The sequence below is a fragment of the Bradyrhizobium sp. dw_411 genome (assembly GCF_018449695.1).
GTDB lineage: Bacteria > Pseudomonadota > Alphaproteobacteria > Rhizobiales > Xanthobacteraceae > Bradyrhizobium.
Genome location: NZ_JAAVUY010000008.1, coordinates 1 through 24,082 on the forward strand (window position 1 = coordinate 1; position 24,082 = coordinate 24,082).

Sequence of the window (24,082 nt, forward strand, 5' to 3'; positions counted from 1 at the left end):
GGTCTATCGATAGTCCGTAACCCCTCACCCGAAATTCCCGCTGCGCGCGAATTTCGACCTCTCCCACAAGGGGAGAGGTGAGTGAACCCGTTGACAGGCCGATTCAACCAAAAACCTAACGCTTTAGCTAGGCCTCGTCAGCGCGTGGGCGCGGAGCAAGCGCACATCAGGCGAGTCAGCGCCACCGAGCAGGAATTCGCGGTCGGCTTCAAAGATACGCGCAATCGCCTTGGCGGTCTGCTTGATGGTCTTGAGCAGATGCTGCTCAAGCCCGACCGACATCCACACCGGCCGCAGGATGCGGATATCCTCCGGCATAATGCGAAACAGTGCCGGGCTTTCGTCGCCGACGAAAGCCGGCAGCACAACAAGTCCCGTCCCCGCCACGGCCGCGCTTCGCTGGGCAATCACGCTGTTGCTGCAGAACGTCACATTCGGTTCCGGCACGATCTCTTCCAGCCACCGCACCGAGTCGATCGAGATCATCTCGGGGATATAGCCGACGTAACGATGCGCGGCGAGTTCATCGCGCGATTGCGGCAGGCCGTGCTTGAGACGGTAGGGTTCGGAGCCATAGAGATAGATCGCGATCTCGCCGATCTGTTCACTGACGAGGCCCGCGATCCCGGGATCGAAAAAGCTAAGAAAGATATCGGTCTCCTTTTTCAGGAGGTCCACGATATGGGGATTGCTGAACAGTTCGATCCGCAGCGAGGGGTCGCCGAGCGTCATCTCCTCGACCCGGCGGGCAAGATAGCCGCTCGACAGGCCCTCCATGGTCGCCACGCGCACGGTTCGGGTGCGGTTTTCGGTGCCGAGCCCGATGGCCTCATGCATCGCGGCCGCATGGACTTCCATCATCTGGATATGCTTGAGCAGTTCCTCGGTGTCCGGCCGCGCCCGGATGCCGCGGCTGGAGCGGTCGAACAGCCGGCGCTCGAGCATCAGTTCGACATGCGCGACGCGGCGGGTCACGGTCGAATGATCGACTTTCAGGACCTTCGCCGCGCCATAGATGCTGCCCTGGCGCGCCACTTCCAGCACGACCCGAAGATCGTCCCACGCCAGTTTCGGCCGCTCCGCCATCCCGTTCCTTCCGCCTCATCCGGGTCCAAACACATCCCAGATAAGCACCTGCCTGTGCAAAAACCCCTAGTGCCGACTATACGAGGCCATACTAGGTTGCCGCAAGGTTTCGCGGTGCGTGCACCACGCTTGAAAACCCCTTTAGACACAGGCCTTATTCCGTGAACGGGATGACTGACACATGCGGATCCTGACCACGGATGTCGTGATCGTCGGCGGCGGCGCGGCCGGCTGTTACGCCGCGCTGGAACTGTCGAAGAAGCAAATCAAATCGATCATCGTCTGCAAGGGCCTGGTCGGCAAAAGCGGCGCCTCGATCTTTGCCGGCAATCTCGTGCTCGGCGGCGCCCTGCTTGGCAATACGCCGGAGCAGGCGCGCAACACCGCCGAATATCTCGTCAAATATCACAACCAGTTCCTGATCGATCAGAACTGGGCGCGCCGATGCGGGCAATGGATCGAGAAGGTTTACTACCCCGAGCTTGAAGAGGCCGGGTTGTATTTCCGCAGGGATGACGAAGGCAATGTCGTCACCAGCCCCGGCGCGGTGCGCAGCGTCGCCGCCAACGTGCAGGGTAATTCCGGCGTGCCTTTCATGGACCTGCGCCGCAAGCAGGTGATGAGGGCCGGCATCCAGCGCATCGAAGAGACCGTCGTCACGCGTCTTTTGAAACGCGAAGACGGCAGCGTGTGCGGCGTGTTCGCGATCGACTGCATGAGCGGCGAACACATCGCCTTGCTCGGCCGCGCCGTGATCCTCGCAACCGGATATGCCGACCGGCTGCACACCCGCTCGACCGGCACCCGCGAAATGTCCGGCGACGGCCTCGCGATGGCGTGGCGGGCTGGTGCGACGCTGGTCAATCTGGAAATGCAGTGGTGGCACACCAATGACGTCGCGCATCCGCCGAGCTGGCAGCGGATGCAGATCTATCCCAATCCCGTACTCGGCTCGGAAGCCTCGGCGCGGATGGTGAACGCCGAAGGCAAGGAATTCTTCAACCAGCAGGTTGACGATCCCCTGGCATTCGGACCCTACACCGTGCAACTCAAGGCGCTGGTTAAACAGGTCCGCGCCGGCAAGGCGCGCTACGATGGCGGTTACTTTGCCGGGTTCGACAACATGGACCCCGGAGAAGTCGACGCCTACACGACCTATGGCAAACCCTTCAATCAGCTCGGCATCGATCCCGACAAGCGGCTATTGGAAACCGCGGTTTCTGCGCATTACCGGCAAGGCGGCGTTCTCGTCGACAACACCACGATGCGCTCATCGGTCGCCGGACTTTACGTGGCCGGCGGTCTCGGCGGCCATAGCAACGGCCTGATTGCGCTCGCGACCTTCGACGGCAAGACGGTGGCCGATGGAATTTTGGCCGGCTGGGACAAGCTCAAGCCCGGCGAACTTCCAAAGGATGAAGTCGCGGCCGAGCAAAACCGCCTCGAAGCGCTGCTGGCAATGCGGCAGAAGGGTCCCTCGCCCGCCGAGATCAAGACCAAAATTCGTAGCGTGATGTGGCAAAAGGTCGGCGTCGAAAAAAGTGCGACGAGCCTTTCCAGCGCGCTGGAAGATCTTGCCCATATCCGGACCACGTTATTGCCGACCATGAGCCTGCGCAGCGGGACGCGCACGGCGAATTATGAATGGCTCGATGCGATCGACGTCCACAACATGATCGATTCCGCCGAGCTGATCATTCACTCCTCGATCGAACGCCGCGAAAGCCGCGGCCCCTTCATGCGGCTGGATTTCCCGGAAACCGACAATGACGCCTGGCTCGCCGCCAATATCATGATCAAGACCGACAACGGCTTCCGGTTTGAACGAACCCGCTACGAAACGCCGTTTTTCGAGCCCGGCTTTGCCAGGCGCGACAATCTGTCGGTGGCTTGGTGATGAACGATACCGTGATGAACAAGCCCGTGGACGCCAGAAGCATCGGCAAGGCCGAGAATTTCGACAGTCTCACCGCGCGCAACCACCGGCTCGCTGCCGGCGATCCGGTTCGCCTGCGCATCCGCCGGGCCGGTGGCGATCTCGGCGAAGAAATCCGCTTCGACAGTTTCGAGGTTCCCTACCAGCAATCGATGCGCGTGCTCGATGCATTAATTTATGTCGCGGACAATCTCGCGCCCGATCTCGCCTATCGCTGGTTCTGCGGCTCGAAAATGTGCGGCACCTGCGGCGTCAGAATGAACGGCCGCGAAGTGCTCGCCTGCTGGGAAAGCGTCGAGCCCGAGATGACGCTGGAGCCGCTGCGCAACCTGCCTGTCGTGCGCGATCTCGTCGTCGACCGTGCACCCTATGAGGCGCGGGTGGCGGCGTTCGAGCCATGGCTGGTGCGCGATCATGATTATGTTGGTTTTCCCGAGCCGCTGACCCACAAGGAGATGAAGCACGCCTCCAAGGCGCTGGACTGCATTAGCTGCATGGCGTGCTTTTCGGCATGTCCCGTCATCGGCCTTGGCAATCTGACGGATTTCGCAGGGCCGGCGCCATTGGTCCAACTTGCCCAGACCGCGCTCGATTCCCGCAACGACCCGGACAAAGTGGCAAGCGCGCTGGAGCGCGCCGGAATCTTCAACTGCGTCTCCTGTTACAAATGCGAGGAAGCCTGTCCGGCGAAAATTCCGATCGTATCGCACGTGATCGAGCCGCTGAAGGCGAAGACGGCGGCGCTACGGCCACAGCTCGCAAAACATTCGCTGACCTTCACCTCGATCATCGCCTCGCGGGGCAAGATCGATCCGACCGAACTGGTGCTGCGGGTTCAGGGCCTCAAAGCCGTTCACAACATGGCGCGCGCATTGCGACTATTGATCGCCGGCAAGATCAAGCCGCTGCGGACCCTGTTCAAGAAAAGAACCAGCGCGATCGCCGCGGCGCGACGTCTGCTCAGCCAAAGGGATACAGGACCATCATGAAATTCGCCTATTACCCCGGCTGTTCCGCCAAAAGCTCCTGCGCCGAGCTGAACGAAGCGATGCGCAATGTCGCGCCGAAACTCGATCTCCAGCTTGCCGAAATCGAGTCGGCCACCTGCACCGGCGCCCGCGAAATCAGGGCCGTCGATCCCATCGGCTTCCTCGCGCTCAATGTCAGGATTCTCGCGCTGGCGGAGCGCGACGCGCTGCCGCTGATGACGATCTGCAACACCTGCACGCTCAATCTGATCGACGCCAATGCGCGCTTTCTCGAAGACGAGGACATCGCGCGCCAGGTCAATGAGCGGCTGGCGCCGGAAGGCTTGCACTACAACGGCACCACGCGCGTGACGCATTTCCTGTGGGTGCTGTTCGAAGACGTCGGCATGGACCATCTGCGCACGCTGATCGTGAACCCGCTCAACGGCTTTTCGGTCGCGGCGTTTTACGGCTGCCACATCACGCGGCCGCCCGGCAAATACGGTTTCATCGACTCCCGCAACAACCGCTCGCTCGAACAGCTCTCCGAATTGCTGGGCTGCAAGCCGATCGACTATACCGGCCGCACCGAATGCTGCGGCTTCCACACCGCCGCGCATGACGAGCGGATCGCGATCAAGCTGACGGGGCAGCACATCGAGTCTGCCAAGACCAACGGCGCACAGGCTTTGGTGACGCCCTGCCCGCTGTGCCACACCGTGCTCGACAGTTTCCAGAAGGAAATCGAAGTCGACATCGGCCGAAAGCTCGACATGCCCGTGCTGCATCTGCCGCAGCTCGTTGGCCTCGCTTTGGGGATGTCACGCGCGGAATTACGCCTCGACAAGCATCTGGTCTCGACGGCCTCGATCAGACAACACGAGGCACACGTGTAACATATCGATAATCTTCAGGGTTCGCCGATGTCTTCCTCCGTTAAAGTAGCGGCCGTGCATGCCGCGCCGATTTTTCTGGATCGGGCCGCCACGACCGCGAAAGCGATCTCGATCGTCCGGGAAGCCGCGAAGGCCGGAGCGGGCCTGATCGCCTTCCCCGAGACCTACATCCCGGCCTTTCCGGTCTGGGCGGCGCTGTGGGCGCCGATCGAGAACCACGACCTGTTCGTGCGGATGGCCGAGCAGTCGGTTTTACTACAGGGGCCAGAGATCGCGCTGCTGCGCGACGAAGCCAAAACGCTCGGCGTCACGATTTCGATGGGGATCAGCGAAAGCTCGCCGGCCAGCGTCGGGCTGATCTGGAACAGCAACGTCCTGATCGGTCCCACCGGCGAAATTCTCAACCATCACCGCAAGCTGGTGCCGACCTTCTACGAAAAGCTGGTCTGGGCCGCGGGCGATGGCGCCGGGCTTCAGGTCGTCGATACGCCGGTCGGGCGTGTCGGCAATCTGATTTGCGGCGAGAACACCAATCCGCTGGCGCGTTACGCGCTGATGGCGCAGGCGGAACAGATCCATATCTCGAGCTGGCCGCCGATGTGGCCGACACGACGGCCCGATGCCGGCGGCAATTTCAATAACGTCGCGGCGAACCGCATCCGCGCCAGCGCTCATTCGTTCGAGGCGAAGGCGTTCGGCATCGTCACCGCCGGCTATATGGATAAGGCGATGCGCGACTTTTTGATTGCGCGCGATTCTTCGGTGACTGAGGTGATCGACCGCACTCCACGCGCCGCGAGCTTCTTTGTCGACCCCACCGGCGAAACAATCGGCGATGCGTTGCAGGATGAAGAAGGCATCGCCTATGCCGAATTCGATTTGCAGCGCTGTATCGAGCCCAAGCAGTTTCACGACGTCGTCGGCTATTACAACCGCTTCGATGTGTTCGAGCTGACCGTCAATCGGAAACGTCTGGTACCGGCGATCTTTGTCGATACGGATGCAGCGCCTCAGGCCTTTATGGGCGCCTCATCTGGCGAGCAGAGTCCGTAGGATGGGTTGAGCCCTTCGCGAAACCCATCACTTCCGGCAATGATGGGTATCGCTTCGCTCCACCCATCCTACAGGATGTCGTCCCTGCGTTCGCAGGGACGATATCGAGGATAACAACATTTGGAACGTCGAGATCACACCCCATCCAGCATGATCATCACATCCGTCGCCGCACTTTGGCGCAGCGCGATCAGCGGCTGGTATTCGGGCGCCTCGTACCACCTGCGGATCGAGGCCTTGTCGGGAAATTCGACGATCACCACCCGGTTGGGTTTCCAGTCGCCTTCGAGGACTTCATGGCTGCCGCGCCTGGTCAGGTAGCGCCCGCCGAAGCGCTCGATCATCGGCATCACCTTCGCGAGGTAGTCTTCAAACACCGCCGCGTTCGTGATCACGTGCTCGCCGATATAGTAGGCCGGCATAGCCACTTCCTTTCCCACGGGCAGAAAGCAACATGTGCCCAAAAGCAAAAAGGCCCCCGAAGGGGCCTTTTAAACTTAAACCGCGTCTTTGGCTGCCTTGACCGGCCGTGCCCTGACGATCTTGCGGGCCGGCTTGGCCTTGAAGGTCATCGGCTCACCGGTGAACGGATTGGTGCCGGCACGGGCCTTGGTGGCGGGCTTCTTGATGACGACGAATTTGGCAAAACCAGGAACGAGGAAGATGCCGGTCTTCTTCAGCTCCTTGTAGCCGACGGTCGCCAGCGTCTCCAGAACACCCTTTACATCCTTCTTTGCGATTTCGTTTTCCGCAGCGATCTTCTCGATCAGTTGCGATTTCGTCATCTGTACTGCCATTTTGCGTCCTCTTGGTTTGATTCGCCTCACGCACACTATTGGGAATCAAGCCACCCGCCAATGCGCAAACCCCTATTTTAAACCACTATCTGACGATTCCTGTGGTTTTACGGCCGAATTCAGGCCCTCATTGAGAGCAAGGCACGCTTATCCCTGCCTGTGCAGGGCGTCATTTTAGACTCGTTTGATTCGATGCAAGGGATAGAGCGATTGCAAACGGGCAGCAAAGTAGCCAGTTTAGTCGCAGATGGAATCCAATGCTGCCCCGGATACGACGTGGTCAAATCAACGCCTCAGCCCAAAAATAACAAGACTAAAAAGCCTTCCGCGAGCGGGGCACCCAAAGCTGCCCTCACGATCTCCCGGCCCGAGATGCTCGTGAACGGCTCGGATCAGGAGTTCCGGCGGCTAGTCCACAGCCTGTTTGGCTTCTTTTCCCGCCATCAGACCATTCGCGAAGGCCACGCCGCCGTCATCGGGCTGGCCGGCATTGAATACACGACGCTGATTTCGATCCGGCATCTGGCCGCTCTGGGAGATGTTCACGTCCGCGCGGTCGCCGATCATCTGTATCTGAGCGGGGCGTTCGTGACCGCCGTCACCAACAAGCTGATGGCCAAAGGCCTGATCGAGAAGGCTTCCCATCCCGTCGACCGGCGCCGGCTCAGCCTGACGGTCACCGCGCGGGGCGCCGAATTGCTGGAGCGGCTGGCGCCTACGCAGACCATGGTCAATGACGTCCAGTTCGACTGCCTGTCGGCAAAGGAATTCCATCAATTGCTGGATATGGCCCAGCGCCTGGTCGATTCCAGCGACCGCGCCATTGCGCTGCAGCGCTACCTCGCGGACGTGAATGTGACGCCGTTGCGCGACAAGTCCTCGGCGAAGCCGACAGTTCCCCGCAAGCGTTGAAGTTCGACGGCAAGACGTGGTCGCGGTTTAGCGACGTGCTGTCGAGCAACCAGAAAATCACGCAGTTGCTATCAACGCGTCGCTGATCTTCTCGGCGATCATGATGGTCGGAATGTTGGTATTGGCCGTAGGCAGGCGCGGCATCACAGAGGCATCGGCCACATAAAGATTCTCGCTGCCGATCACCCGGCCGGTGGGATCGACCACAGCGTGAGAGTCCGAAGGATCACCCATCCGGCAAGTGCCGGTCGGGTGCCAGACACCGAATGCATTGCGGCGCACGAAATCCGCCAACTTGCCTTCGTCCGCCGCGACATCGCCAAACGCTTTCCCGTTCAGCAGGAAGCGCTTGATCACGAGGTGACGAAGCCCCGCCGGCACATCAAGCATCGCGCCCAGCACCGAAGCAGCCAAGCTGTTGGCGCGATTGAACTGGCTCAATTTCTTGATCCGCGGCGAGAATGACGCTGGAAAGAAATCGCCGGCGGCCGCGTTAAGCGCGGGATGAACCGCGAGCGCGAACAGTTTTCGCGTTGCCGCCATCATCCGGGCGAGATCGCGCGGATCGTCCAGCAGATTGAGATCGACCGCGGGATAGTCGCGCGGGTCGGAAGACCGCAGCGACAACCGCCCGGCGGAAAACGGCCGGTTGCACCACAGAAAATAAAGCCCCAGCCGTGCGCCGAGCGCGTGCCAGCCGGCGCGGGCAGACGCGGTGATGTACATGTCCGAGCGGTCGCAGCCTTCGATGGCGGATGAATAGCGCATCGCGACGAAACTCGCCCGGCGTTGCGCGATCGGCAGGCGCAGGGGGCGCGGCAGAAACTGGCAGAAGGTCAGTGCGGGATGGTCGCGTAAATTGTTGCCCACGCCTGCCCGGTCGATGGCGACTTCGATTCCCAGCGCATGCAGCGCCGCGGCCGGCCCAACACCAGCCCGCATCAGGATCGCCGGCGACAGAATGGCGCCCGCCGTCACGATGACGCGCCGGGCACGAACCAGGACGCTCTCCCCATCCCTCGTGACGCGAACGCCGTCGGCACGGCGGCCATCCATCACCAGCGCGTCGACCTTCGTGCCGGTCCAGACAGTCAGATTGCTGCGCCGGCGCGTCGCCTGATCCAGATAGGCTATCGCAGCGGAAACGCGGCGATCGTTCCGGTTGGAGAAAGCCGGCGGGAAGATTCCGTCCTCGAATTCGGCGTTCTGGTCCTGCCGAAACGGGATGCCGCTAGCTGCGAAGGCCTCGCCCACCGCCGCTCCAAACGGCGGCCAGTGTGGTTTGGCCACCCGCCGGATCGGAACCGGTCCATCCTTGCCGTGCAGCGGCCCGTCGAAATCGAGATCGGTTTCCAGCTTGCGGAAATACGGCAGCACATCGTCCCAGCCCCAGCCTTTTGCGCCGAGATCGCGCCACTCGTCATAATCGCGCGGCAGCCCGCGATTGGCCGACTGCACGTTGATGCTGGAACCGCCGCCAAGCACGCGGCCCTGTTCATAGGCGCGCGACAGGATCTGCCCGTCCCTGTCCTTGCCCGTGGAAGCGGTCAGACCGGGCCAGACATAACGATCGCCGAAGAACACCGGCATCGGATAGCTGTCGAGAATTTCGGCCGGCTCCGCGCCCGGCGGCGTATCCTGCCCGGCCTCGATCAGCAGCACGCGGCGATGGCCATCCGCCGACAGACGATTGGCCATCACGCAACCGGCGGACCCGCCGCCGATAATGATCTCGTCAAAGGACGGCGGCGACCGCGTTGTCCCGGCCGCCGCCTCCGCCATCAGCGGAAATCTCCCTTGGTCTCCGGGATCAGCAACGCCCCGATCAGGTAGATCACGAAGATCACGCCGATGAAAATCGACAGTGACATCGGGATCTGTGCCGGACTGGCGCTCGCGAGTGATACGAAGGTAGGCATCATGCCGCCCAGCGCGAACCCGATATTCCAGGACAGGCCGGTGCCGCTGGCACGGATTTCGGTCGGAAACCGCTCATTGAGAAAGATCAATACCGGCGCGTAACCGGCATTGCCAAGGAAAGCGATCGCAAACGCGTACAGCGTGATGGAGGTCGTATCCGTCGCTTTGGCCATGCCGAGATAGCACAGCGGCAACAGGATCAGCATGCAGACGCCGACCACAAGAAACGTCTTCTTGCGGCCGATCATGTCGCTGAGCCCGCCGATCAAAACAGCGGATATCAGCGCCACCACACTCGCGCCCATCAAGATCAGGGACGACGTGCTGTTGGGAACCGCGTTCACGACTTTAAGAAATGATGGCAGATAGCCTGATGTCAGGTAGTAACCCGCGCCACCGCCGAACGTCACCAGCAGATTGAGCAGCAGCACGCCGCGAAAGCGGTTTGAGAACAGCAGCTTCACCGGCGACTGCGTCGCCGTGATGGTACCGGCGGCCTTCTGCTTCTGCTGCTCCTTGAAGAACGGCGATTCCTCGAGATTGGTGAAGATGAACCAGCCGAGCAGCGAACTCAAAAGCCCCGAGAAGAACATGCAGCGCCATCCCCACACCGCGAAGGCATCGCCGGGAAACAGCGATGACATCACCAGGAAGACGAACGACGCCATCAACGCGCCGATGCCGGCGCCGCCGCCCCCGACCAGACCCGACATCGCGCCACGACGATTGGGCGCCGCCCATTCGGTGCCGATGGTGTGGGTCGAAGCGACCACGCCGCCGACGAAGATGCCCTGAACGAGACGAAGGAGCAGGAAAATCACCGGCGCGATGACACCGGCCTGCGCGATGGTCGGCAGCACGCCGAACGCCGCGGTGCTGATGCCGACGCCGACAATGGCGACAAACATCGCGTTCTTGCGGCCATGCACGTCGGCATAGTGACCGAAGATCGCCGAGCCGACCGGGCGCATCAACAGCGTCACCGCGAAAGATGCGTAGACCGCCGCCAGCGACAGCGTCGGCACGTTGGACGGAAAGAACAGCGCGCCGACGACCGGGGCCACGTAGAGAAGAATAAACAAATCGAACAGATCGAGCGACCATCCCAGCACCGACGCGATGATCGCATTCCTCATTTGCTTGCTTGCAGCGCCGGGGACGGCCTCGGTCCCCTCTACATTCGCGATGGTCATTTTATTCCTCCCTGTTTGCCCCAAAATGAATTTTCAACGCCCGATAAATTTCGGTGGACGCTTAGCGTTAAAGGCTTCGACACCTTCCTTGAAGTCTTCCGATTGTCGCAGGCGGCTGTAGCAATGGCCTTCCAACTCGATCGCCACCGTCAAAGTCGAGTCTTCGGTGTCGTTGAGCAGCTTCTTGGCGGTGCGCTGCGCCAGCGGCGCGAAGGTACGCAGTTCGTCGACCAGCTTGTCGGTGACTTTCTCCAGTTCGGCATCGGGCACGCACTCGGTCGCAATGCCCCAATCGAACGCCTGCTTGGCCGGAATGCGCTTCGAGCGCATCACGATATCCTTGGTGCGGGTGATGCCGATCATCTTCTGCAGGCGCGCCGAGCCGCCCGATCCCGGGATCTGGCCGAGCTTCTGCTCCGGCAATGCATACAGCGTGGTTTCCGACGCGATGCGGAAATCGCAGGCCAGCGACAGTTCAAAACCGACCCCGAAGCAATAGCCGCGGTTGGCGACGATCACCGGCTTGGCGCAGCGTGTCGGCGAGGCGATGTTCCAGGCGAGTTTGGAGACCTTCTCAGGCGTCGCTTCCATGAAGCCGCCGATATTGCCGCCGCTGGAGAAATGCTCGCCGACCGAGCGGACCACGATGATGCGCACGCGGTCGTCTTCATCCAGCGTCTCGAACACCAGCCGCAACTGATCGCGCTGCGGCATCGAGACGACGTTGAACGGCGGCCGGTTGAGGATGATATCGGCGCGCTCATGCGCTTCATCGATTTCGACCTGAAAACCGTCGAGCTTGGCGAGGCGTTGATCTGCGAAACTATAGGGAGCGGGCATATTCGTTACCTTTCTTGTTACGTATGTTGTCAGGCCGCGTTGGATGGCGGCGCGTCTTCGCGCTGGTAGTCGCCGGCGACAAGCAGGCGGCGCAGCAATTTTCCGACCGGAGATTTTGGCAAGGCATCGACAAACACAAAGCGCCGCGGGCGCTTGAAGTTGGCGAGGCCCGACGTCCTGCAGAACAATTCGAGATCCTGTTCGCTGACAGGTCCCTTGCGCTTGACAAACGCCGTGACGATCTGGCCCCATTTTTCGTCGGCGAGACCGACCACGGCCACTTCGTGCACTGCCGGGTGCAGCGACAGCGCGCTTTCGATCTCGACCGGCGAAACATTCTCGCCGCCGGTAATGATCATGTCGTCGACGCGGCCGGTGACGAACAGGTCGCCGTCGGCATCGACAAAACCGGTATCGCCGGTGAAGTACCAGCCATCCCGCAGCGATTTGGCGTTCGCCTCGGGCCGCCGCCAATAGCCTTCAAAGGACTCGTCGCCGGCCAGGAGCGCGATGATCTCGCCCTCCTCATTGGGAGACGCCACGTCCGCCGCCGACCGCGCGTTGAGCCAGACTACCCTGATCTGCTGATTGATACCGGCCTTGCCGGCTGAGCCGGGTTTTGCGGGCGCATTCTGATCGATCGTGAACGTGTAGATTTCCGAACTGCCGTAATGGTTGACGAACAGTTCGGGCCGGAACGCCTCGTTCAGCGTCTTCAGCAACCCGTCCGTCATCGACGCGCCGGCAAAACCAAGCTTGCGCACGCTCGATACGTCGGTCGATTTGAATTCCTTATTGTGCACGAGATCATGATAGAGCGTCGGCACCAGATAGAGATTGCTAACCTTTTCGCGCGCGATCAGCGCCAACGCCCGGCTGGTGTCGTAGCGCGGCAGGCACACAAAAGTGCCGCCGATCAGCGACATCGCGATCAGCGAACGCACCCCCATGGTGTGATAGAGCGGCATCACGCCCAAGGTGCGCTCGCCGCGCCGGTATAAATTCTGCGCGACATGCGCAATCCCCGCGGAGCGTTCGGCGCGGTGACGCCGCGGCACGCCTTTCGGCCGCGACGTGGTGCCGGACGTATAGAGCATGATCGACCATGCTTCGGCGCTAACACGGGGTGTCACGTCAGCCGCGAGTTCGGCCACCATGCGGTCGAACAGGAAGGCGTCCCCCGCGTCGCCGCTGCCGACGAAGATGCGCGGCAAGGCGCAAGCCCGTTTCGATTCGGCGACCGCCTGTGCGGAGACATCCTGGTACACGAGCGCACAGGATTCGGAATCTTCAAGGCAGTAATCCAGTTCGTCCGCCTTGGCGCGCCAGTTGACCGGAGTGATGACAATGCCGGCCAATTGGCAGGCCCAATGCAGCGTCGCTGCCGCCTCGCAGTTCTGCAGCATGGTGGCGAGATGATCGCCCGGTTTCAGGCCGATGCGGTCGAACGACGCCACCAGCGACGATATCCGCGCGTACCATTGCCCATAGGTCAGGCGAATGCCGTCATCGACGATTGCCAGTGCGTGAGGATCGCGCGCCACGCTCGCAACAAAGCTTGTTCCAAGGTCAAGCATCTGTCTTCTCTCTGTTTTGGTCCGCTAATTCCGCCGCCGCCTCGAGCGCCGCGCGCACGATCGGCGCATAACCCGTGCAACGACACAAATGTCCGCTCAACACATCGCGGATTTTCTCCTCGTCCGGCTGCGGATGTTCGCGCAGGAACGTATCCAGCGACATCAGGATGCCGGCCGTGCAAAACCCACATTGCAGCGCGTGGTTTCGCTTGAACGCGGCCTGCAACACGCCAAGACGGCCCGCCGCCGGTGCAAGGCTTTCCACGGTGCGCAGTTCGCAGCCGTCGATCTGCACCGCCAGCGTCAGGCACGCCCGCGCCGGCTGGCCGTCGATATCGATAGTGCAGGCGCCGCATACGCCGTGCTCGCAGCCGACATGGGTGCCGGTCACGCCGATCCTGTGCCGCAGGAAATCCGTCAGCAGCAGGCGCGGCTCGGCCTCGCCAGCGCACGGTTTGCCGTTCAGTGTAAAGCGGACATCGTGGCGATGCTTGGCCTGCAATCGGCTCATTGCAGCACCTCCCGCACCAGATCGCGGCCGATCATCCGCACGAGATCGCGGCGATAGCGCGCGGTGGCATGGACATCGTCGCGGGCATCGAGCTCGTAAGCAAAGGCATTCAGCGCATCATCCAGCGCGCTACCCTCAAGACGCGGCAAATCGCGGATCGCCGGCATGTCCGCGACGCCGCCAACCGCAAGGCGAACGCCATTGTCCGTCGCCACGGCCGCGCAGGCGACGATGGCGAAATCGCCATGGCGGCGCGCCACTTCGCGAAATGCGCAGCGCTTCTCAATGACCGGCAGCGATACCGCTTCGATCAATTCGTCATCGGCGCGCGTCGTCGCCATCATGCCCGCGAAGAATTCTTTCGCCGCGACGCGCCGGCGCTTTTTGGCGTTGCGCAGATGCACCTCGCCGCCGAGCGCCTGCAGCATCAGCGGCAATTCGGCGCTGGGGTCTGCATGCGCGATCGATCCGCAGACGGTTCCGCGGCTTCGGGTCTGCACATGACCGGTCCACGGCAATGCCAGCGCGACCAGCGGCAGGCTCGCACGCAAATCAGGCCATGCCAGCAGCGCGGCCTGCCGCACACCGGCCCCGATCATGATCGAGCTTCCCTTGCGCTCGATCCGCGCCAGATCCTTCAGCCGCATGATGTCGATCAGCGTCTTGGGCCGCGCGAGGCGCATGTTGAGCATCGCCATTAGCGATTGGCCGCCCGCGATAATGCGCGCGTCGCCGCCATCCTTCTTGAGCGCGTCGAGCGCTTCATCGAGATGCTCGGCCCTAACATAATCAAATGCGGCGGGCTTCATCGTTGCCCCCCGAACAGACCGCGCAGCTTCGCAAACAGGGACGGCCCTGATCCGGCGGAACCGCCACCGGCCTGGCGTGCGAGCGCTGCAAAGAATTGCCCAATGATCACCCGCGTCGCGCCGTCGAGCAGACGGCCGCCGATGCTCGCGACCTTGCCGCCGATCGCGGCCTCATAGACGTAATGGATCGACGTACCGCCGCCTTCGGTCGGCGTCAGCGTGATGCGTCCTTCGCCACCGCCGAATCCAAGCGCCCCCTCGGCCGTGCCGCCGAGCGTGACGGCGTGCGGCGGATCGAGGTCCGACAATTTCACGTTGGCGCGATAGAGCCCTTTGACCGGGCCGATGCCGATGGTCACATCGGCGCGGAAATGCGTGTCAGAGACTTTCTGGACGCTGTGACAGCCGGGGATCACGGCCTTCAACGTCTCGGGATCGAGCAGCATCGCCCAGACCTGTTCGGCCGGCGCGCCAACCTTGGCTTCGCCCTCGCCGCGCAGCTTGCGGTCGCCGCCCTGCTTCTGGATATCATCGCCCGCACGGCCTGCCGGTGCCACGCGCTCGGCACCATGCACGGCGTCGGCAAGTTTCGCTGGCACCAGCGGCAACGTAATGTCTCTCAAGCCAAGCGCATCGGTGACGGCATTGGCGATGCAGACCGGGGTCGACATACAATTGCCCTCACCGACACCCTTTGAGCCCAAAGGCGTGACCGGTGACGGCGTCTGCATGTGGATGATGAACGGCTCCGGCGTCTCTATGACTGTCGGCAGCAGATAGTCAGCGAGCGTACCCGTGAGAAAACTGCCATCGGCCCCGTAGGCGTATTCTTCATACAGCGCCGCGCCGACCGCCTGCGCGAAGCCGCCGCGAATCTGGCCATCGACCATCGCGGGGTGCAGGATGGTGCCGCAGTCGTGCATCGTGACGTAGCGGTCAATCCGCGTTTGTAACGTGGTGCGATCGACCTCGACGCCGCAGAAGTCAAAGATAAAACCGTGACAGAGCGACGAGTTGATATGGTCGTCATCGTCGGGCGGGGTTAGTTCCGGCGGCGTCCAGAACACGGTTTCGCGAATGGTCTGCCCAACGCCGTCCGGCAACGCACCCGGCGACCAGTGGCTTAAGCCCGCGACACGCGAGAACGAGACTTTATTGTCAGGATTGCGTTTCGACCGGACCTGGCCGCCGGCGAAAATGATGTCGTCGGCTTCGGTGTTCAACTGGCTCGCCGCGACGCGCGCCAATCGACCCGCGATGCGCTCAGCCGCCAGCTTGGCAGTCCCGGCCACAGCCGGCGCGAAGCGGCTGGCGTAATTGCCTGACGCAATCGACCACGCGTCCTTCGCGGTATCGATTTCGGTATTGACCCTGACATCGCCGGGCGTGAGCCCAAAGACATCGGCGACCACCTGTGACAGCACCGTGCGATGGCCCTGCCCCTGCGGCACCGAGGCGACATGCACGCTGACGCTGCCGACCGGATCGATCGCAACGGTCGCGGTGGCCTGCGCGCCGTTCTTCGGGCCCGCTTTCCGTCGCTCCGCCGGGGTCAGCACCGTCGTGATGTAGCCCATATTGGACACGCTGGGCTCGACCACCGCGGTGTAACCGATTCCGTAAAGGCGCCCCTCGGTGCGCGCGGCATCCCGGCGCGCTTTCAACTCAGCAAGTTTGCCCTCGACGACGCCGCGCCGGATTGCCTCCTGATAGTTTCCGGAATCGAGCAACGCGCCGCTGGCGGTGCGATAGGGAAACGCATCGGCCGGCACGAGATTGCGCGTGATCACGTCGAGCGGATCGAGATTCAATTCGATCGCGATACGCTGCACCAGACGCTCCAGCGCGAAGTAGACCTGCGGGCCGCCGAAGCCGCGGTTCAATCCGGTCGGCGTCTTGTTGGTGACGACGACACGGTTGCGCACGGCCATATGGCGAATGTCGTATGCGCCGCTCAGATTGCCGTGCATGCGATAGAGCGTCGCCGGCTCAGGCGCGCGCAGATGCGCGCCGCAATCCTCGACCTGGTCCCAGTCGAGCGCGAGAATGCGGCCGTCTTCGGTTACGGCAGCACTGAGCGTCGTCGCGCGGTTGGTCGCGGACACCGAGGCGGTCAGATGTTCGAGCCGGTCTTCGATCCATTTCACCGGACGCCCCGCCGCGCGGGCAGCGGCGGCGATCAGGACGATGTAGGGAAAAATCCCCTGCTTGACGCCAAAGCTGCCGCCGGAATCCGGTGGCGTGCGCAGCCGCAGCCGGTTGCCGGGAACTTTCAGCGCGCGCGACAGCACCGCATGAATGCTGAAGGGTCCCTGGAAATTAGCCAGCACATCGTAAGCGTCTTCGCCGGGATCGTAGTCGGCGACCAGACCATAGGTCTCGATCGGCGTGCAGGAATTGCGCGGATACGTAATGTCGATGCTGATGCGATGCGCCGCCGACGCAAAGGCCTGCTCGGGATCGCCGTAACGAAATACCCGGTCGCTGGCGACGTTGCCGTTGAAGCCGTCATGCAGCACCGGCGCGTCTGGCTTGATAGCCATGAGCGGATCGACCACCGCGGGCCGAGGCTGATATTGCACTTCAATGAGATCAATCGCGTCTTCGGCCAGATAGCGATCGGTTGCGACGACGACGGCGACCGCCTCGCCGACATAGCGCACACGCCCGACTGCGATCGGCCAGCACTCGACCGGCGCCTTGACGCCGACCACGAGGCTCGACGTCAGCGCCTTGATATCCGCGCCGTCGAGCACGGCGACCACGCCCTGGGCGCGTTTTGCCGCAGCAGTATCGATGGAGATGATGTCCGCATGCGCGTGCGGCGAGCGCAGGATCGCGGCATGCAGCGTGCCGGGATGGACGCCGATGTCGTCCATGAAGCGGCCACGGCCGGTCAGCAGCGAGGAATCTTCGACGCGCGGAATCGATTGGCCGACCCAAGGACCGACCGAAGCTGAGCCCGGCACTTTGTCTTTGCTGGCGAGTGCGTGGCTGGCGGCTTCCGCCATCCCTGAAATCCTCCCGCGCATTTTACGATGCGTCGGGAGAAATTATCCGGCGATGGCGCCCATGACTGCCATATCAATCGATCTCAAAACTTACCATCCCGTCTCATTTTCGGGTGCGTGCACTGCAATATCAGCACGCCAGACGGGAGATGTTGCGAAACTCGCGCGGACTAACGCCGGCATGGTTGCGGAAGAACCGCGTGAAGTGCGCCGGTTCGACAAAGCCAAGCTCATGGCTGATGTCCTGCAGGCTCGCCGGCCGATTGAGCACCGCATCGACAGCTTGCTCCATGCGTACGACATTCTGATAAACTTTTGGCGGCACGCCGATGGAAGATTCGAATAAACGAAACAGATGCGAACGCGACAGGCCCGCTTCCTTGGCCACGGTATCGAGCGAAACGCTGCGCCGCATCTCGGTCCGCATCGAGGCCGCGATCTTGCGGATGCGCCAGTCGCTGGAGGCGACATTCATTTCCCGGATCGAGGCCGGGAAACTGCGCCACGGTGTGAAGCGCTCGATCACCGCGATCATCAGGTCGGACAGTGCAGCCTCATGCGCGCCGCGCGCGTCCGGGCGCGCCATCATGTCGGCCGCCAGGTTCATCGCCAGGCCGCGAATGCGCGGCGATACATCGCCGGTCGGATGACTGAAGAATCCGGGCGCGCCGCTCGCTGCCCAGCCCGGCCGGAACGCCATCAGCCATTCCGGCTCGATGTAAAGCGCGAGAATGACCGTGCGTGGCCGCTCGGGATCGTGAACATAAGAGTGCGGCTGCCAGCCATTGACCAGCACGGCCATCTGGTTGGTGAGCGGATAGACCTTGTCGCCGACGACAAATTGGGTGTCGGCGCCCTCGACCTTCAACAGCACATGGCAATGCGGATGCGCATGGCGCACCAGCGACCAGTCCATATCGAGAAGCGCAACCCGGCCAAACGCCCCGTGCGCAATTCGCAACGCCGTCGACATAATCATCTCTCCTAAAACCGGACGTCCGCGCTAACGCATATTGCGCGGCCATCCCATCTCATTTCCCCGTCTTGTGACTTCCTGGCTTGAGCCAGCGTTTGTTGTTTTTATTGAACTCTCAGCCCGTCACGATCCTGGCAAAGGCGGCCTTGGAATCATCCTGAAGTTCGCGCGCCAGATCGACGTTTTCAATGCCCTTGACGTGAATACGCTTGAATTCCATCGGCTCGGTTGCAACCGGCTTGGTGGCGTCGATGCCCATTTTGGCGCTGATGCCCTCATCCGACGACGGATCGAGCTTCGAGCCCTGCGCACCGGAGACCACGACGAGATCGCGATCGGCCTGAAAGCGCGTTGCGATCGCCCATTCGATCTCGTTGGGGTCGTCGATATTCACGTCCATGTCGACCACGACAACTTGCTTGATGTCGTAATGACCGCCAAAGGCGCCCATGATGATGTTCTTCGGCTCGCCCTGGCTCGCCTTGTCGATCTTGACCGCGAGGTGATAGCGGCAGGTGCCCCCGCGCGGCAGGCGCACATCGCGCACCGAGGGGAAGCTGCGCTGCAGATGTTCCAAGAGCGTCGCCTCGCGCGGAATGCCGCCGAGCAGAAGATGCTCGACGCCGCCGCCGACGATGGTGTGGAAGATTGCATTCTTGCGATGCGTGATCGCATCGACATGGATGACCTCGCGGTCGGCGCGCGGCCCATAATATTGCGGGAACTCGCCGAACGGGCCCTCGGGCTCGCGCACCTTCGGCAGGATACGGCCCTCGATCACGATTTCCGCATGCGCCGGCACGCGAACCGAATTAGTCCGGCACTTGACCATCTCGATGGGCTGGCCGAGCAGCGCGCCGGCGATTTCCATTTCGTCGTCGTCGAGGGCTGCGATGGCCTGCGATGCCAGGATGCAGGCCGGATGCACGCCGATCACCAGCGCGATCTCAAGCGCCGCGCCGGCCTCCTCCGCCATCCGGAAATAATGTTTTGTGTGCCGCGGCAACAACAAAACGCCGATGCGATCGGGGCCGCTGACCTGGCAGCGATGGATCGAGACGTTCTGGATGCCGGTCGCGGGATTACGGGCGATCAACAGCGCGGCCGTAATGTACGGACCGCTGTCATGCTCATTGTGTTTCGGGATCGGCAATTGCCTCAGCAGGTCGACTTCGCGATGGACGACGTCCTGCACCGGCGCCGCCGTCACCTCGACCCATGGCAGCGGATGGCGCACCGCGTTCTGGAATCGAGAGAGCAGTTCATTACTGGCAACGCCGAGCGAATCCGCGATCCAGCTACGGTCGGCGAACAGATTGGCGACCACGGGAATAGCGTGCCCGCTTGGCTTGGGGAACAGGACCGCGTTTTCCAGTTCGAGCTTCTTGGCCACCGCCGCCAGTTCGTCGATCAATGAGATGCCCTCGCGGGCGACCACAAGCCGATCGGTCGCCACCAGCCGCTGCAGCCAGCTCCGTAAATCCGGATGCTGCCAGTTGCGCTCAGTGGCGGGTATCGCCCGGCCTGCTTCCATTACGTCCTCCGTTTGGCTTGGTCCGAGACCAAAGCACTGGAAATCCCCTGATATCAAGCCGGGTTCCGCTCTGCTGCCATGCAGCAACTGTTTGGCTAGTTAACCGACCTGGGCCAAGACGCGGCGGTATTGATTGGGCGATGTGCCCGTGTGCTGCTGAAAAAAGCGCGTGAAATTGCTCTGGGCGCTGAAGCCGAGTTCCTCTGAGATGCTGCCGATCTCGTTATCGTATTGCCGCAGCCGGCCAACCGCGGTTTCAACGCGCAACGCGTTGACGTAGACGCGGGGGCTGACGCCGGTGCAGCTACGGAACAGATGATTGAAATGCGGCCGGGACAGGCCGGATACCCGAGCCACCTGATCGAGGTCCACCGCTTCGGCGGCGGATTCGCGGATATGCCGCAGCGCCCGGCCGATGCGGTAGTCGCTCACACCGCGCGGCCGGTGAAGGCCCGCGGCGCGCTCCCGCCAGTCCGAAAATCCATAGGCCACGTTCAAACAGAGATCGAGGATCAGTTCCTGCAGCTCGTCATGTCCCTGCGACGGATCCGCCATTCGCCGCACCACGCCGGCGCGCAGCCGGTCGATCTCGCCGGTGATCGCAATCCCCGCCTGCGGAAAGAAACCGGGCTCAGCGCAACTGACAAAATGGCGATCGGCCTGCGCGAGCCAGCCGGGCTCTATATAGAGTGCGAGGAACAGCGTCCGCTCGGCGCCACGACTGTGTTCATAGGCATGCTGCTGCCATGAATTGACCGCGACCAGGGTGTCGCTGCGCAACGGAACCGTCTGCCCTTCGACGACGAAATTCTGGTCGGGGCCGCTCGCCTTGAAGATCAGGTGATAATGCGGGTGCGCATGGTCCACCAGCGAGGTGTCCATGTCGAGAAGGGCGACGCGTCCGAAGCGGCCCTGCAGGATGCTCAAAGCCCTGGTCACAGCAGATATCTCCGACCGGGGCTTATCCAAATCCCGGTCACGCTGTCATCAGGATACGCCGAATTGCCCGTGACCGGTATGTGTCATCGGACAAAAAATCATCCGGAATGATAAGCGGCGGCCGCTAGTTCCCAACCGGCGCTGCGGTCACGACCACCTCAACGGGTGTCGGTGCAAAACCCGCCGCCGGATTGTGCTGCTGCGGGCAGTTCGAGATCACCACCAGCACCGGCATCTCGGCCCTCAGCACCACGTAATCGCCGGCCTTGGACACGCCGTCGGCAATCCTGATGTCGCCGTCCGCGGTGAATGGCACGCGCATGAAGAAATTGATGTTGGAGACGATCTGCGAGGGCGACATCGCCCATTTGGCCAGTTCCGCGATGAAATTGGTCCGGCAGCTCTCCGTCTTGACGACGCCGTAGCGCACCTTGTCGATCTCGCAGCTACAGCATCCCGCCAGCGTATCGTGATAGCCGCAGGTATCCTCGACGACCGTCATCATCTCGCGGGCGAGGTCCGAATAGATCTTCGAGCCTTTGGTGATGTAGAGCGACTTGTTCAGCTTGACGGTGTTGGGAAGATTGATGCGATCCAGCGGCAGTTCGGCACTGTAGCACAGGAAGTCGATCGCCTGCTGACCCATCGTGTCGATCAGCGTCAGGGTCTGGCCCGGTTCGAGACGCGCGGACCAACTTGTCTTTGCCGCCACCGTTTCGCGAAGAATGATTTTGCCCTGCTGAGGTTCTGTAGAAGCATTCATGATTTCACCCTATCGATCGAACCGGCGCGTCCATCTCATCATTTTCTTCAAGCCAGCGAAACAGGGATCTGGACGCCTTAGGCCTGCAGGTTCGCCGCGCCTGCGGTCGCGTTTCTCTCCACCGACACACGGCGAAAAAATCATCCGAAATGATAAATCGCCCGCGCTACGGCTAAGCACGCCGGCACGCCACGGCCTATGCTTGCCCTCAAACATAACGGCGGAACCACGCCGGCCGTATAATCGAGGGAGCGAACCATGGACGTTGTATTTCAGGACGCGAGCCGCGATCGCCGCGAGCAGGAACGCCAGCAGATCTTTCGCGACAGGTTCGTCGCGGAAACGCCGCCCTGGTATCACGGCGCGATCCATCTCGGCTTTACGCTTTTGACCACGGGCGTCGCGATGTGGCTGTGCTGGACCCGCATCCATAATGCCGGCCTGGAATGGCTGCTGGTGATTCCGATCGCGCTGTTCGGCAACTGGATCGAATGGGCCGCGCATCGCTACATTCTGCATCGCCCGGTGAAGGGGCTGGAGATGATCTACAAGCGCCACTGCACGGTGCATCACCAGTTCTTCACCCATCACGATCTGACCTATCACGGCCACAAGGAATGGCGCGCGCTATTGTTTCCGCCCTTCGCGCCGCTCGGTTTCGTGCTCGCCGCGCTGCCGCCAGCACTCCTGCTCGGCGTAATCATCTCGGCCAATGCCGGCTACATCACCGTGTTCACGATGGCTGCCTATTATCTGATGTATGAAGGCCTGCACACGCTGTCGCATCTGGACGACGCGCGGCACCCTTATCTGAAATATATTCCGCTCATCAATACCGTGCGCCGGATGCACACCATCCACCACGTGCTCGGCTTCATGCAGACCCGCAATTTCAACCTCACCTTTCCGATTTGCGACGCCTTGTTCGGCACCAGCGATCTCGACCGCGGGCTGGTCGGCACGCTGTTCAACGGAAATTCCAACGCACATATGAGACGGGATTTGCTGCCGCACGACCCCGGCATCGCCGTGCCGCAGCTCGACAGCGGCGGGAGCGAAGCAGCGAAGACGGTTTGAAAACAACGATTCCGTCATTGCGAGCGAAGCGAAGTCCATCGTCCCGCGTAAAGAAAGAATGGATTGCTTCGCTTCGCTCGCAATGACGGTATTCTCCATCGTCGCCCCCAACTCTCCACCCGTCGTCCCGGCGAACGCCGGGACCCATACGCCGTGCCGTTATTGTAAAGAACGGTGTTTATAGACCTTCGCGCAACACCACGTCCTGTGGTTATGGGCTCAAGGCCGGGACGACGGTGTGGAGACACGGGCCCGTCATCCCGCGGCTCATCATGCCGGCAAAAATTCAGCCGCGGCGCGCCGCTTCGATGGCCGCGACGTCTATCTTCTTCATGGTCATCATCGCTTCGAACACGCGCTTGGCTTCGTCGCCGCCGGCCGCCATCGCCTCGGTCAGCGCACGCGGCGTGATCTGCCACGAAATGCCCCATTTGTCCTTGCACCAGCCGCACATATTTTCCTGGCCGCCATTGCCGACGATGGCGCTCCAGTAGCGGTCGGTCTCGGCCTGATCGTCGGTCGCGATCTGAAACGAGAAGGCCTCGCTGTGATTGAACGCAGGACCGCCGTTAAGGCCGATGCAGGAAACACCGGCCACCGTGAATTCGACGACGAGCACATCTCCCTGTTTGCCGGAGGGGTAGTCGCCCGGCGCACGGCGAACGGCGACGACCGCGCTGTCGGGAAAGGTCTCCGCATAAAAGCGGGCAGCGGCTTCGGCACCCCCGTGGTACCAGAGACAAATCGTGTTCTTTGCCATCGCATATCCTTTCGACTGGAACCGGTCGCAAGTTTGCAAGATCGTAGGATGGGTAGAGCATTTGCGAAACCCATCGCTTTGCCGCACGCAAGGGCCGCGCCAAATTTTTACGAGGTTTGGATCGACAGACGATCGATGCGGGTTTCGCGCATGCTTCGACACGACCCGGTCATATGCGACCGCGACAAATCCCGTTCCCGTTTATCGCCGCCGGCCTTCCGCCAGCATGATAATGCCGGTCCCCACCACGACAAAAACGATGATTGCGGCGAGCACTTCCACCGAGACCACGGTCTCGTACCAGTTGCTCCAAAATTCAAGCATGCGCTGACCTCTATTGAAAGCGCGCGCCCGGCACTGAGAAAATCAACGTGCGATCGGTTGGTCGGCCGTGGCGCGATCGTTCCATTTTGGCCGGCCTGCCGGACGGATGGCGTGGCCGGCAGCGTATGGCGCAGCCGGCCTTCTCCATACAACGTCGCTACAACGCGTTACCTTCTGCAACACGCCAGGAGTTAGTTCCC

At 62.0% G+C, this 24,082-nt stretch carries 22 protein-coding genes; 6 read left to right on the top strand and 16 right to left on the bottom strand.

Features of this window, described 5'->3' with window-relative positions; translation table 11 throughout:
* Positions 1-123: 123 nt before the first annotated feature.
* Positions 124-1,086 carry a LysR family transcriptional regulator gene (locus HB676_RS15045; RefSeq protein ID WP_213738617.1) on the bottom strand — a complete coding sequence of 321 codons (963 nt, stop codon included), beginning with the start codon at positions 1,084-1,086 and terminating at the stop codon, positions 124-126.
* Positions 1,087-1,267: 181 nt separating this feature from the next.
* Here HB676_RS15045 and HB676_RS15050 point away from each other — a divergent pair, with 181 nt between their 5' ends.
* From HB676_RS15050 to HB676_RS15065, 4 genes are read left to right on the top strand one after another with little or no spacing between them, the layout of a single operon-like run.
* Entirely contained in the window at positions 1,268-2,983 is a 1,716-nt protein-coding gene (locus HB676_RS15050) for an FAD-binding protein (RefSeq protein ID WP_213738618.1), read from the top strand.
* On the top strand, positions 2,983-4,011 hold the full coding sequence (locus HB676_RS15055; RefSeq protein WP_213738619.1) for a 2Fe-2S iron-sulfur cluster-binding protein: 1,029 nt from the start codon (positions 2,983-2,985) through the stop codon (positions 4,009-4,011). The genes HB676_RS15050 and HB676_RS15055 overlap by 1 nt, the downstream gene beginning before the upstream one ends.
* Positions 4,008-4,886, top strand: coding sequence for a CoB--CoM heterodisulfide reductase iron-sulfur subunit B family protein (locus tag HB676_RS15060; protein WP_213738620.1), 879 nt, complete (start codon positions 4,008-4,010; stop codon positions 4,884-4,886). Before HB676_RS15055 ends, HB676_RS15060 begins: the two co-directional genes overlap by 4 nt.
* A 27-nt stretch (positions 4,887-4,913) precedes the next feature.
* The gene (locus HB676_RS15065; protein ID WP_213738621.1) at positions 4,914-5,939 is read left to right on the top strand and encodes a carbon-nitrogen hydrolase family protein; all 1,026 of its coding nucleotides are present in this window, start codon (positions 4,914-4,916) and stop codon (positions 5,937-5,939) included.
* Positions 5,940-6,073: 134 nt separating this feature from the next.
* Here the strand turns inward: HB676_RS15065 and HB676_RS15070 are convergent, their stop codons facing one another.
* Both HB676_RS15070 and HB676_RS15075 read right to left on the bottom strand, forming a co-directional pair.
* A complete protein-coding gene (locus HB676_RS15070; RefSeq protein ID WP_213738622.1) occupies positions 6,074-6,361 on the bottom strand; it encodes a DUF1330 domain-containing protein in 288 nt (95 codons plus the stop codon).
* Positions 6,362-6,436: 75 nt separating this feature from the next.
* Positions 6,437-6,736, bottom strand: a complete 300-nt coding sequence (locus HB676_RS15075; protein ID WP_213738623.1) for an HU family DNA-binding protein — start codon at positions 6,734-6,736, stop codon at positions 6,437-6,439.
* Positions 6,737-7,114: 378 nt separating this feature from the next.
* On the opposite strand from HB676_RS15075, the gene HB676_RS15080 reads away from it, so the two are divergent.
* A complete protein-coding gene (locus HB676_RS15080) occupies positions 7,115-7,648 on the top strand; it encodes a MarR family winged helix-turn-helix transcriptional regulator (protein ID WP_213738624.1) in 534 nt (177 codons plus the stop codon).
* Between the two features lie 57 nt (positions 7,649-7,705).
* On the opposite strand, the gene HB676_RS15085 is transcribed toward HB676_RS15080, so the two are convergent.
* From HB676_RS15085 to HB676_RS15135, 11 genes are all read right to left on the bottom strand, one after another.
* Positions 7,706-9,430 carry a GMC family oxidoreductase N-terminal domain-containing protein gene (locus HB676_RS15085; protein ID WP_213738625.1) on the bottom strand — a complete coding sequence of 575 codons (1,725 nt, stop codon included), beginning with the start codon at positions 9,428-9,430 and terminating at the stop codon, positions 7,706-7,708.
* Positions 9,430-10,761 (bottom strand): MFS transporter, encoded by a 1,332-nt coding sequence (locus HB676_RS15090; RefSeq protein WP_213738626.1) that lies wholly within the window; start codon positions 10,759-10,761, stop codon positions 9,430-9,432. Before HB676_RS15090 ends, HB676_RS15085 begins: the two co-directional genes overlap by 1 nt.
* 33 nt (positions 10,762-10,794) lie before the next feature.
* Entirely contained in the window at positions 10,795-11,601 is an 807-nt protein-coding gene (locus HB676_RS15095) for an enoyl-CoA hydratase/isomerase family protein (RefSeq protein ID WP_213738627.1), read from the bottom strand.
* A gap of 29 nt (positions 11,602-11,630) precedes the next feature.
* The gene (locus HB676_RS15100; protein ID WP_213738628.1) at positions 11,631-13,178 is read right to left on the bottom strand and encodes an AMP-binding protein; all 1,548 of its coding nucleotides are present in this window, start codon (positions 13,176-13,178) and stop codon (positions 11,631-11,633) included.
* On the bottom strand, positions 13,171-13,689 hold the full coding sequence (locus HB676_RS15105; protein ID WP_213738629.1) for a (2Fe-2S)-binding protein: 519 nt from the start codon (positions 13,687-13,689) through the stop codon (positions 13,171-13,173). Before HB676_RS15105 ends, HB676_RS15100 begins: the two co-directional genes overlap by 8 nt.
* Positions 13,686-14,498 (bottom strand): FAD binding domain-containing protein, encoded by an 813-nt coding sequence (locus HB676_RS15110; protein ID WP_213738630.1) that lies wholly within the window; start codon positions 14,496-14,498, stop codon positions 13,686-13,688. The genes HB676_RS15105 and HB676_RS15110 overlap by 4 nt, the downstream gene beginning before the upstream one ends.
* Complete coding sequence (locus tag HB676_RS15115) at positions 14,495-17,509, bottom strand: molybdopterin cofactor-binding domain-containing protein (RefSeq protein WP_213738631.1); 3,015 nt, start codon at positions 17,507-17,509, stop codon at positions 14,495-14,497. Before HB676_RS15115 ends, HB676_RS15110 begins: the two co-directional genes overlap by 4 nt.
* Positions 17,510-17,639: 130 nt before the next feature.
* Positions 17,640-18,482 carry an AraC family transcriptional regulator gene (locus HB676_RS15120; RefSeq protein ID WP_213738632.1) on the bottom strand — a complete coding sequence of 281 codons (843 nt, stop codon included), beginning with the start codon at positions 18,480-18,482 and terminating at the stop codon, positions 17,640-17,642.
* 118 nt (positions 18,483-18,600) lie between these two features.
* Positions 18,601-20,019 (bottom strand): UbiD family decarboxylase, encoded by a 1,419-nt coding sequence (locus HB676_RS15125; RefSeq protein ID WP_213738633.1) that lies wholly within the window; start codon positions 20,017-20,019, stop codon positions 18,601-18,603.
* Between the two features lie 99 nt (positions 20,020-20,118).
* Positions 20,119-20,958, bottom strand: coding sequence for an AraC family transcriptional regulator (locus HB676_RS34245; RefSeq protein ID WP_213738634.1), 840 nt, complete (start codon positions 20,956-20,958; stop codon positions 20,119-20,121).
* Positions 20,959-21,082: 124 nt separating this feature from the next.
* The gene (locus tag HB676_RS15135) at positions 21,083-21,721 is read right to left on the bottom strand and encodes a DUF1989 domain-containing protein (protein ID WP_213738635.1); all 639 of its coding nucleotides are present in this window, start codon (positions 21,719-21,721) and stop codon (positions 21,083-21,085) included.
* A 258-nt stretch (positions 21,722-21,979) separates the two neighbouring features.
* Here HB676_RS15135 and HB676_RS15140 point away from each other — a divergent pair, with 258 nt between their 5' ends.
* Positions 21,980-22,798, top strand: coding sequence for a sterol desaturase family protein (locus HB676_RS15140; protein ID WP_213738636.1), 819 nt, complete (start codon positions 21,980-21,982; stop codon positions 22,796-22,798).
* Positions 22,799-23,084: 286 nt separating this feature from the next.
* Here HB676_RS15140 and HB676_RS15145 read toward each other — a convergent pair whose 3' ends face one another.
* Together HB676_RS15145 and HB676_RS34085 are read right to left on the bottom strand one after the other, a co-directional pair.
* A complete protein-coding gene (locus HB676_RS15145; RefSeq protein WP_213738637.1) occupies positions 23,085-23,558 on the bottom strand; it encodes a VOC family protein in 474 nt (157 codons plus the stop codon).
* Between the two features lie 201 nt (positions 23,559-23,759).
* Positions 23,760-23,882: a hypothetical protein gene (locus tag HB676_RS34085; protein WP_275944943.1), complete on the bottom strand. Its 123-nt coding sequence runs from the start codon at positions 23,880-23,882 to the stop codon at positions 23,760-23,762.
* Between the last annotated feature and the right edge of the window lie 200 nt (positions 23,883-24,082).

What these genes read in the sequence shown, in the direction of transcription:
- HB676_RS15045 (WP_213738617.1), bottom strand. Translation starts at nt 1,086, where the DNA reads ATGGCGGAGCGGCCGAAACTGGCGTGGGACGATCTTCGGGTCGTGCTG.
- HB676_RS15050 (WP_213738618.1), top strand. Translation starts at nt 1,268, where the DNA reads ATGCGGATCCTGACCACGGATGTCGTGATCGTCGGCGGCGGCGCGGCC.
- HB676_RS15055 (WP_213738619.1), top strand. Translation starts at nt 2,983, where the DNA reads ATGAACGATACCGTGATGAACAAGCCCGTGGACGCCAGAAGCATCGGC.
- HB676_RS15060 (WP_213738620.1), top strand. Translation starts at nt 4,008, where the DNA reads ATGAAATTCGCCTATTACCCCGGCTGTTCCGCCAAAAGCTCCTGCGCC.
- HB676_RS15065 (WP_213738621.1), top strand. Translation starts at nt 4,914, where the DNA reads ATGTCTTCCTCCGTTAAAGTAGCGGCCGTGCATGCCGCGCCGATTTTT.
- HB676_RS15070 (WP_213738622.1), bottom strand. Translation starts at nt 6,361, where the DNA reads ATGCCGGCCTACTATATCGGCGAGCACGTGATCACGAACGCGGCGGTG.
- HB676_RS15075 (WP_213738623.1), bottom strand. Translation starts at nt 6,736, where the DNA reads ATGGCAGTACAGATGACGAAATCGCAACTGATCGAGAAGATCGCTGCG.
- HB676_RS15085 (WP_213738625.1), bottom strand. Translation starts at nt 9,430, where the DNA reads ATGGCGGAGGCGGCGGCCGGGACAACGCGGTCGCCGCCGTCCTTTGAC.
- HB676_RS15090 (WP_213738626.1), bottom strand. Translation starts at nt 10,761, where the DNA reads ATGACCATCGCGAATGTAGAGGGGACCGAGGCCGTCCCCGGCGCTGCA.
- HB676_RS15095 (WP_213738627.1), bottom strand. Translation starts at nt 11,601, where the DNA reads ATGCCCGCTCCCTATAGTTTCGCAGATCAACGCCTCGCCAAGCTCGAC.
- HB676_RS15100 (WP_213738628.1), bottom strand. Translation starts at nt 13,178, where the DNA reads ATGCTTGACCTTGGAACAAGCTTTGTTGCGAGCGTGGCGCGCGATCCT.
- HB676_RS15105 (WP_213738629.1), bottom strand. Translation starts at nt 13,689, where the DNA reads ATGAGCCGATTGCAGGCCAAGCATCGCCACGATGTCCGCTTTACACTG.
- HB676_RS15110 (WP_213738630.1), bottom strand. Translation starts at nt 14,498, where the DNA reads ATGAAGCCCGCCGCATTTGATTATGTTAGGGCCGAGCATCTCGATGAA.
- HB676_RS15115 (WP_213738631.1), bottom strand. Translation starts at nt 17,509, where the DNA reads ATGGCGGAAGCCGCCAGCCACGCACTCGCCAGCAAAGACAAAGTGCCG.
- HB676_RS15120 (WP_213738632.1), bottom strand. Translation starts at nt 18,482, where the DNA reads ATGTCGACGGCGTTGCGAATTGCGCACGGGGCGTTTGGCCGGGTTGCG.
- HB676_RS15125 (WP_213738633.1), bottom strand. Translation starts at nt 20,019, where the DNA reads ATGGAAGCAGGCCGGGCGATACCCGCCACTGAGCGCAACTGGCAGCAT.
- HB676_RS15135 (WP_213738635.1), bottom strand. Translation starts at nt 21,721, where the DNA reads ATGAATGCTTCTACAGAACCTCAGCAGGGCAAAATCATTCTTCGCGAA.
- HB676_RS15140 (WP_213738636.1), top strand. Translation starts at nt 21,980, where the DNA reads ATGGACGTTGTATTTCAGGACGCGAGCCGCGATCGCCGCGAGCAGGAA.
- HB676_RS15145 (WP_213738637.1), bottom strand. Translation starts at nt 23,558, where the DNA reads ATGGCAAAGAACACGATTTGTCTCTGGTACCACGGGGGTGCCGAAGCC.
- HB676_RS34085 (WP_275944943.1), bottom strand. Translation starts at nt 23,882, where the DNA reads ATGCTTGAATTTTGGAGCAACTGGTACGAGACCGTGGTCTCGGTGGAA.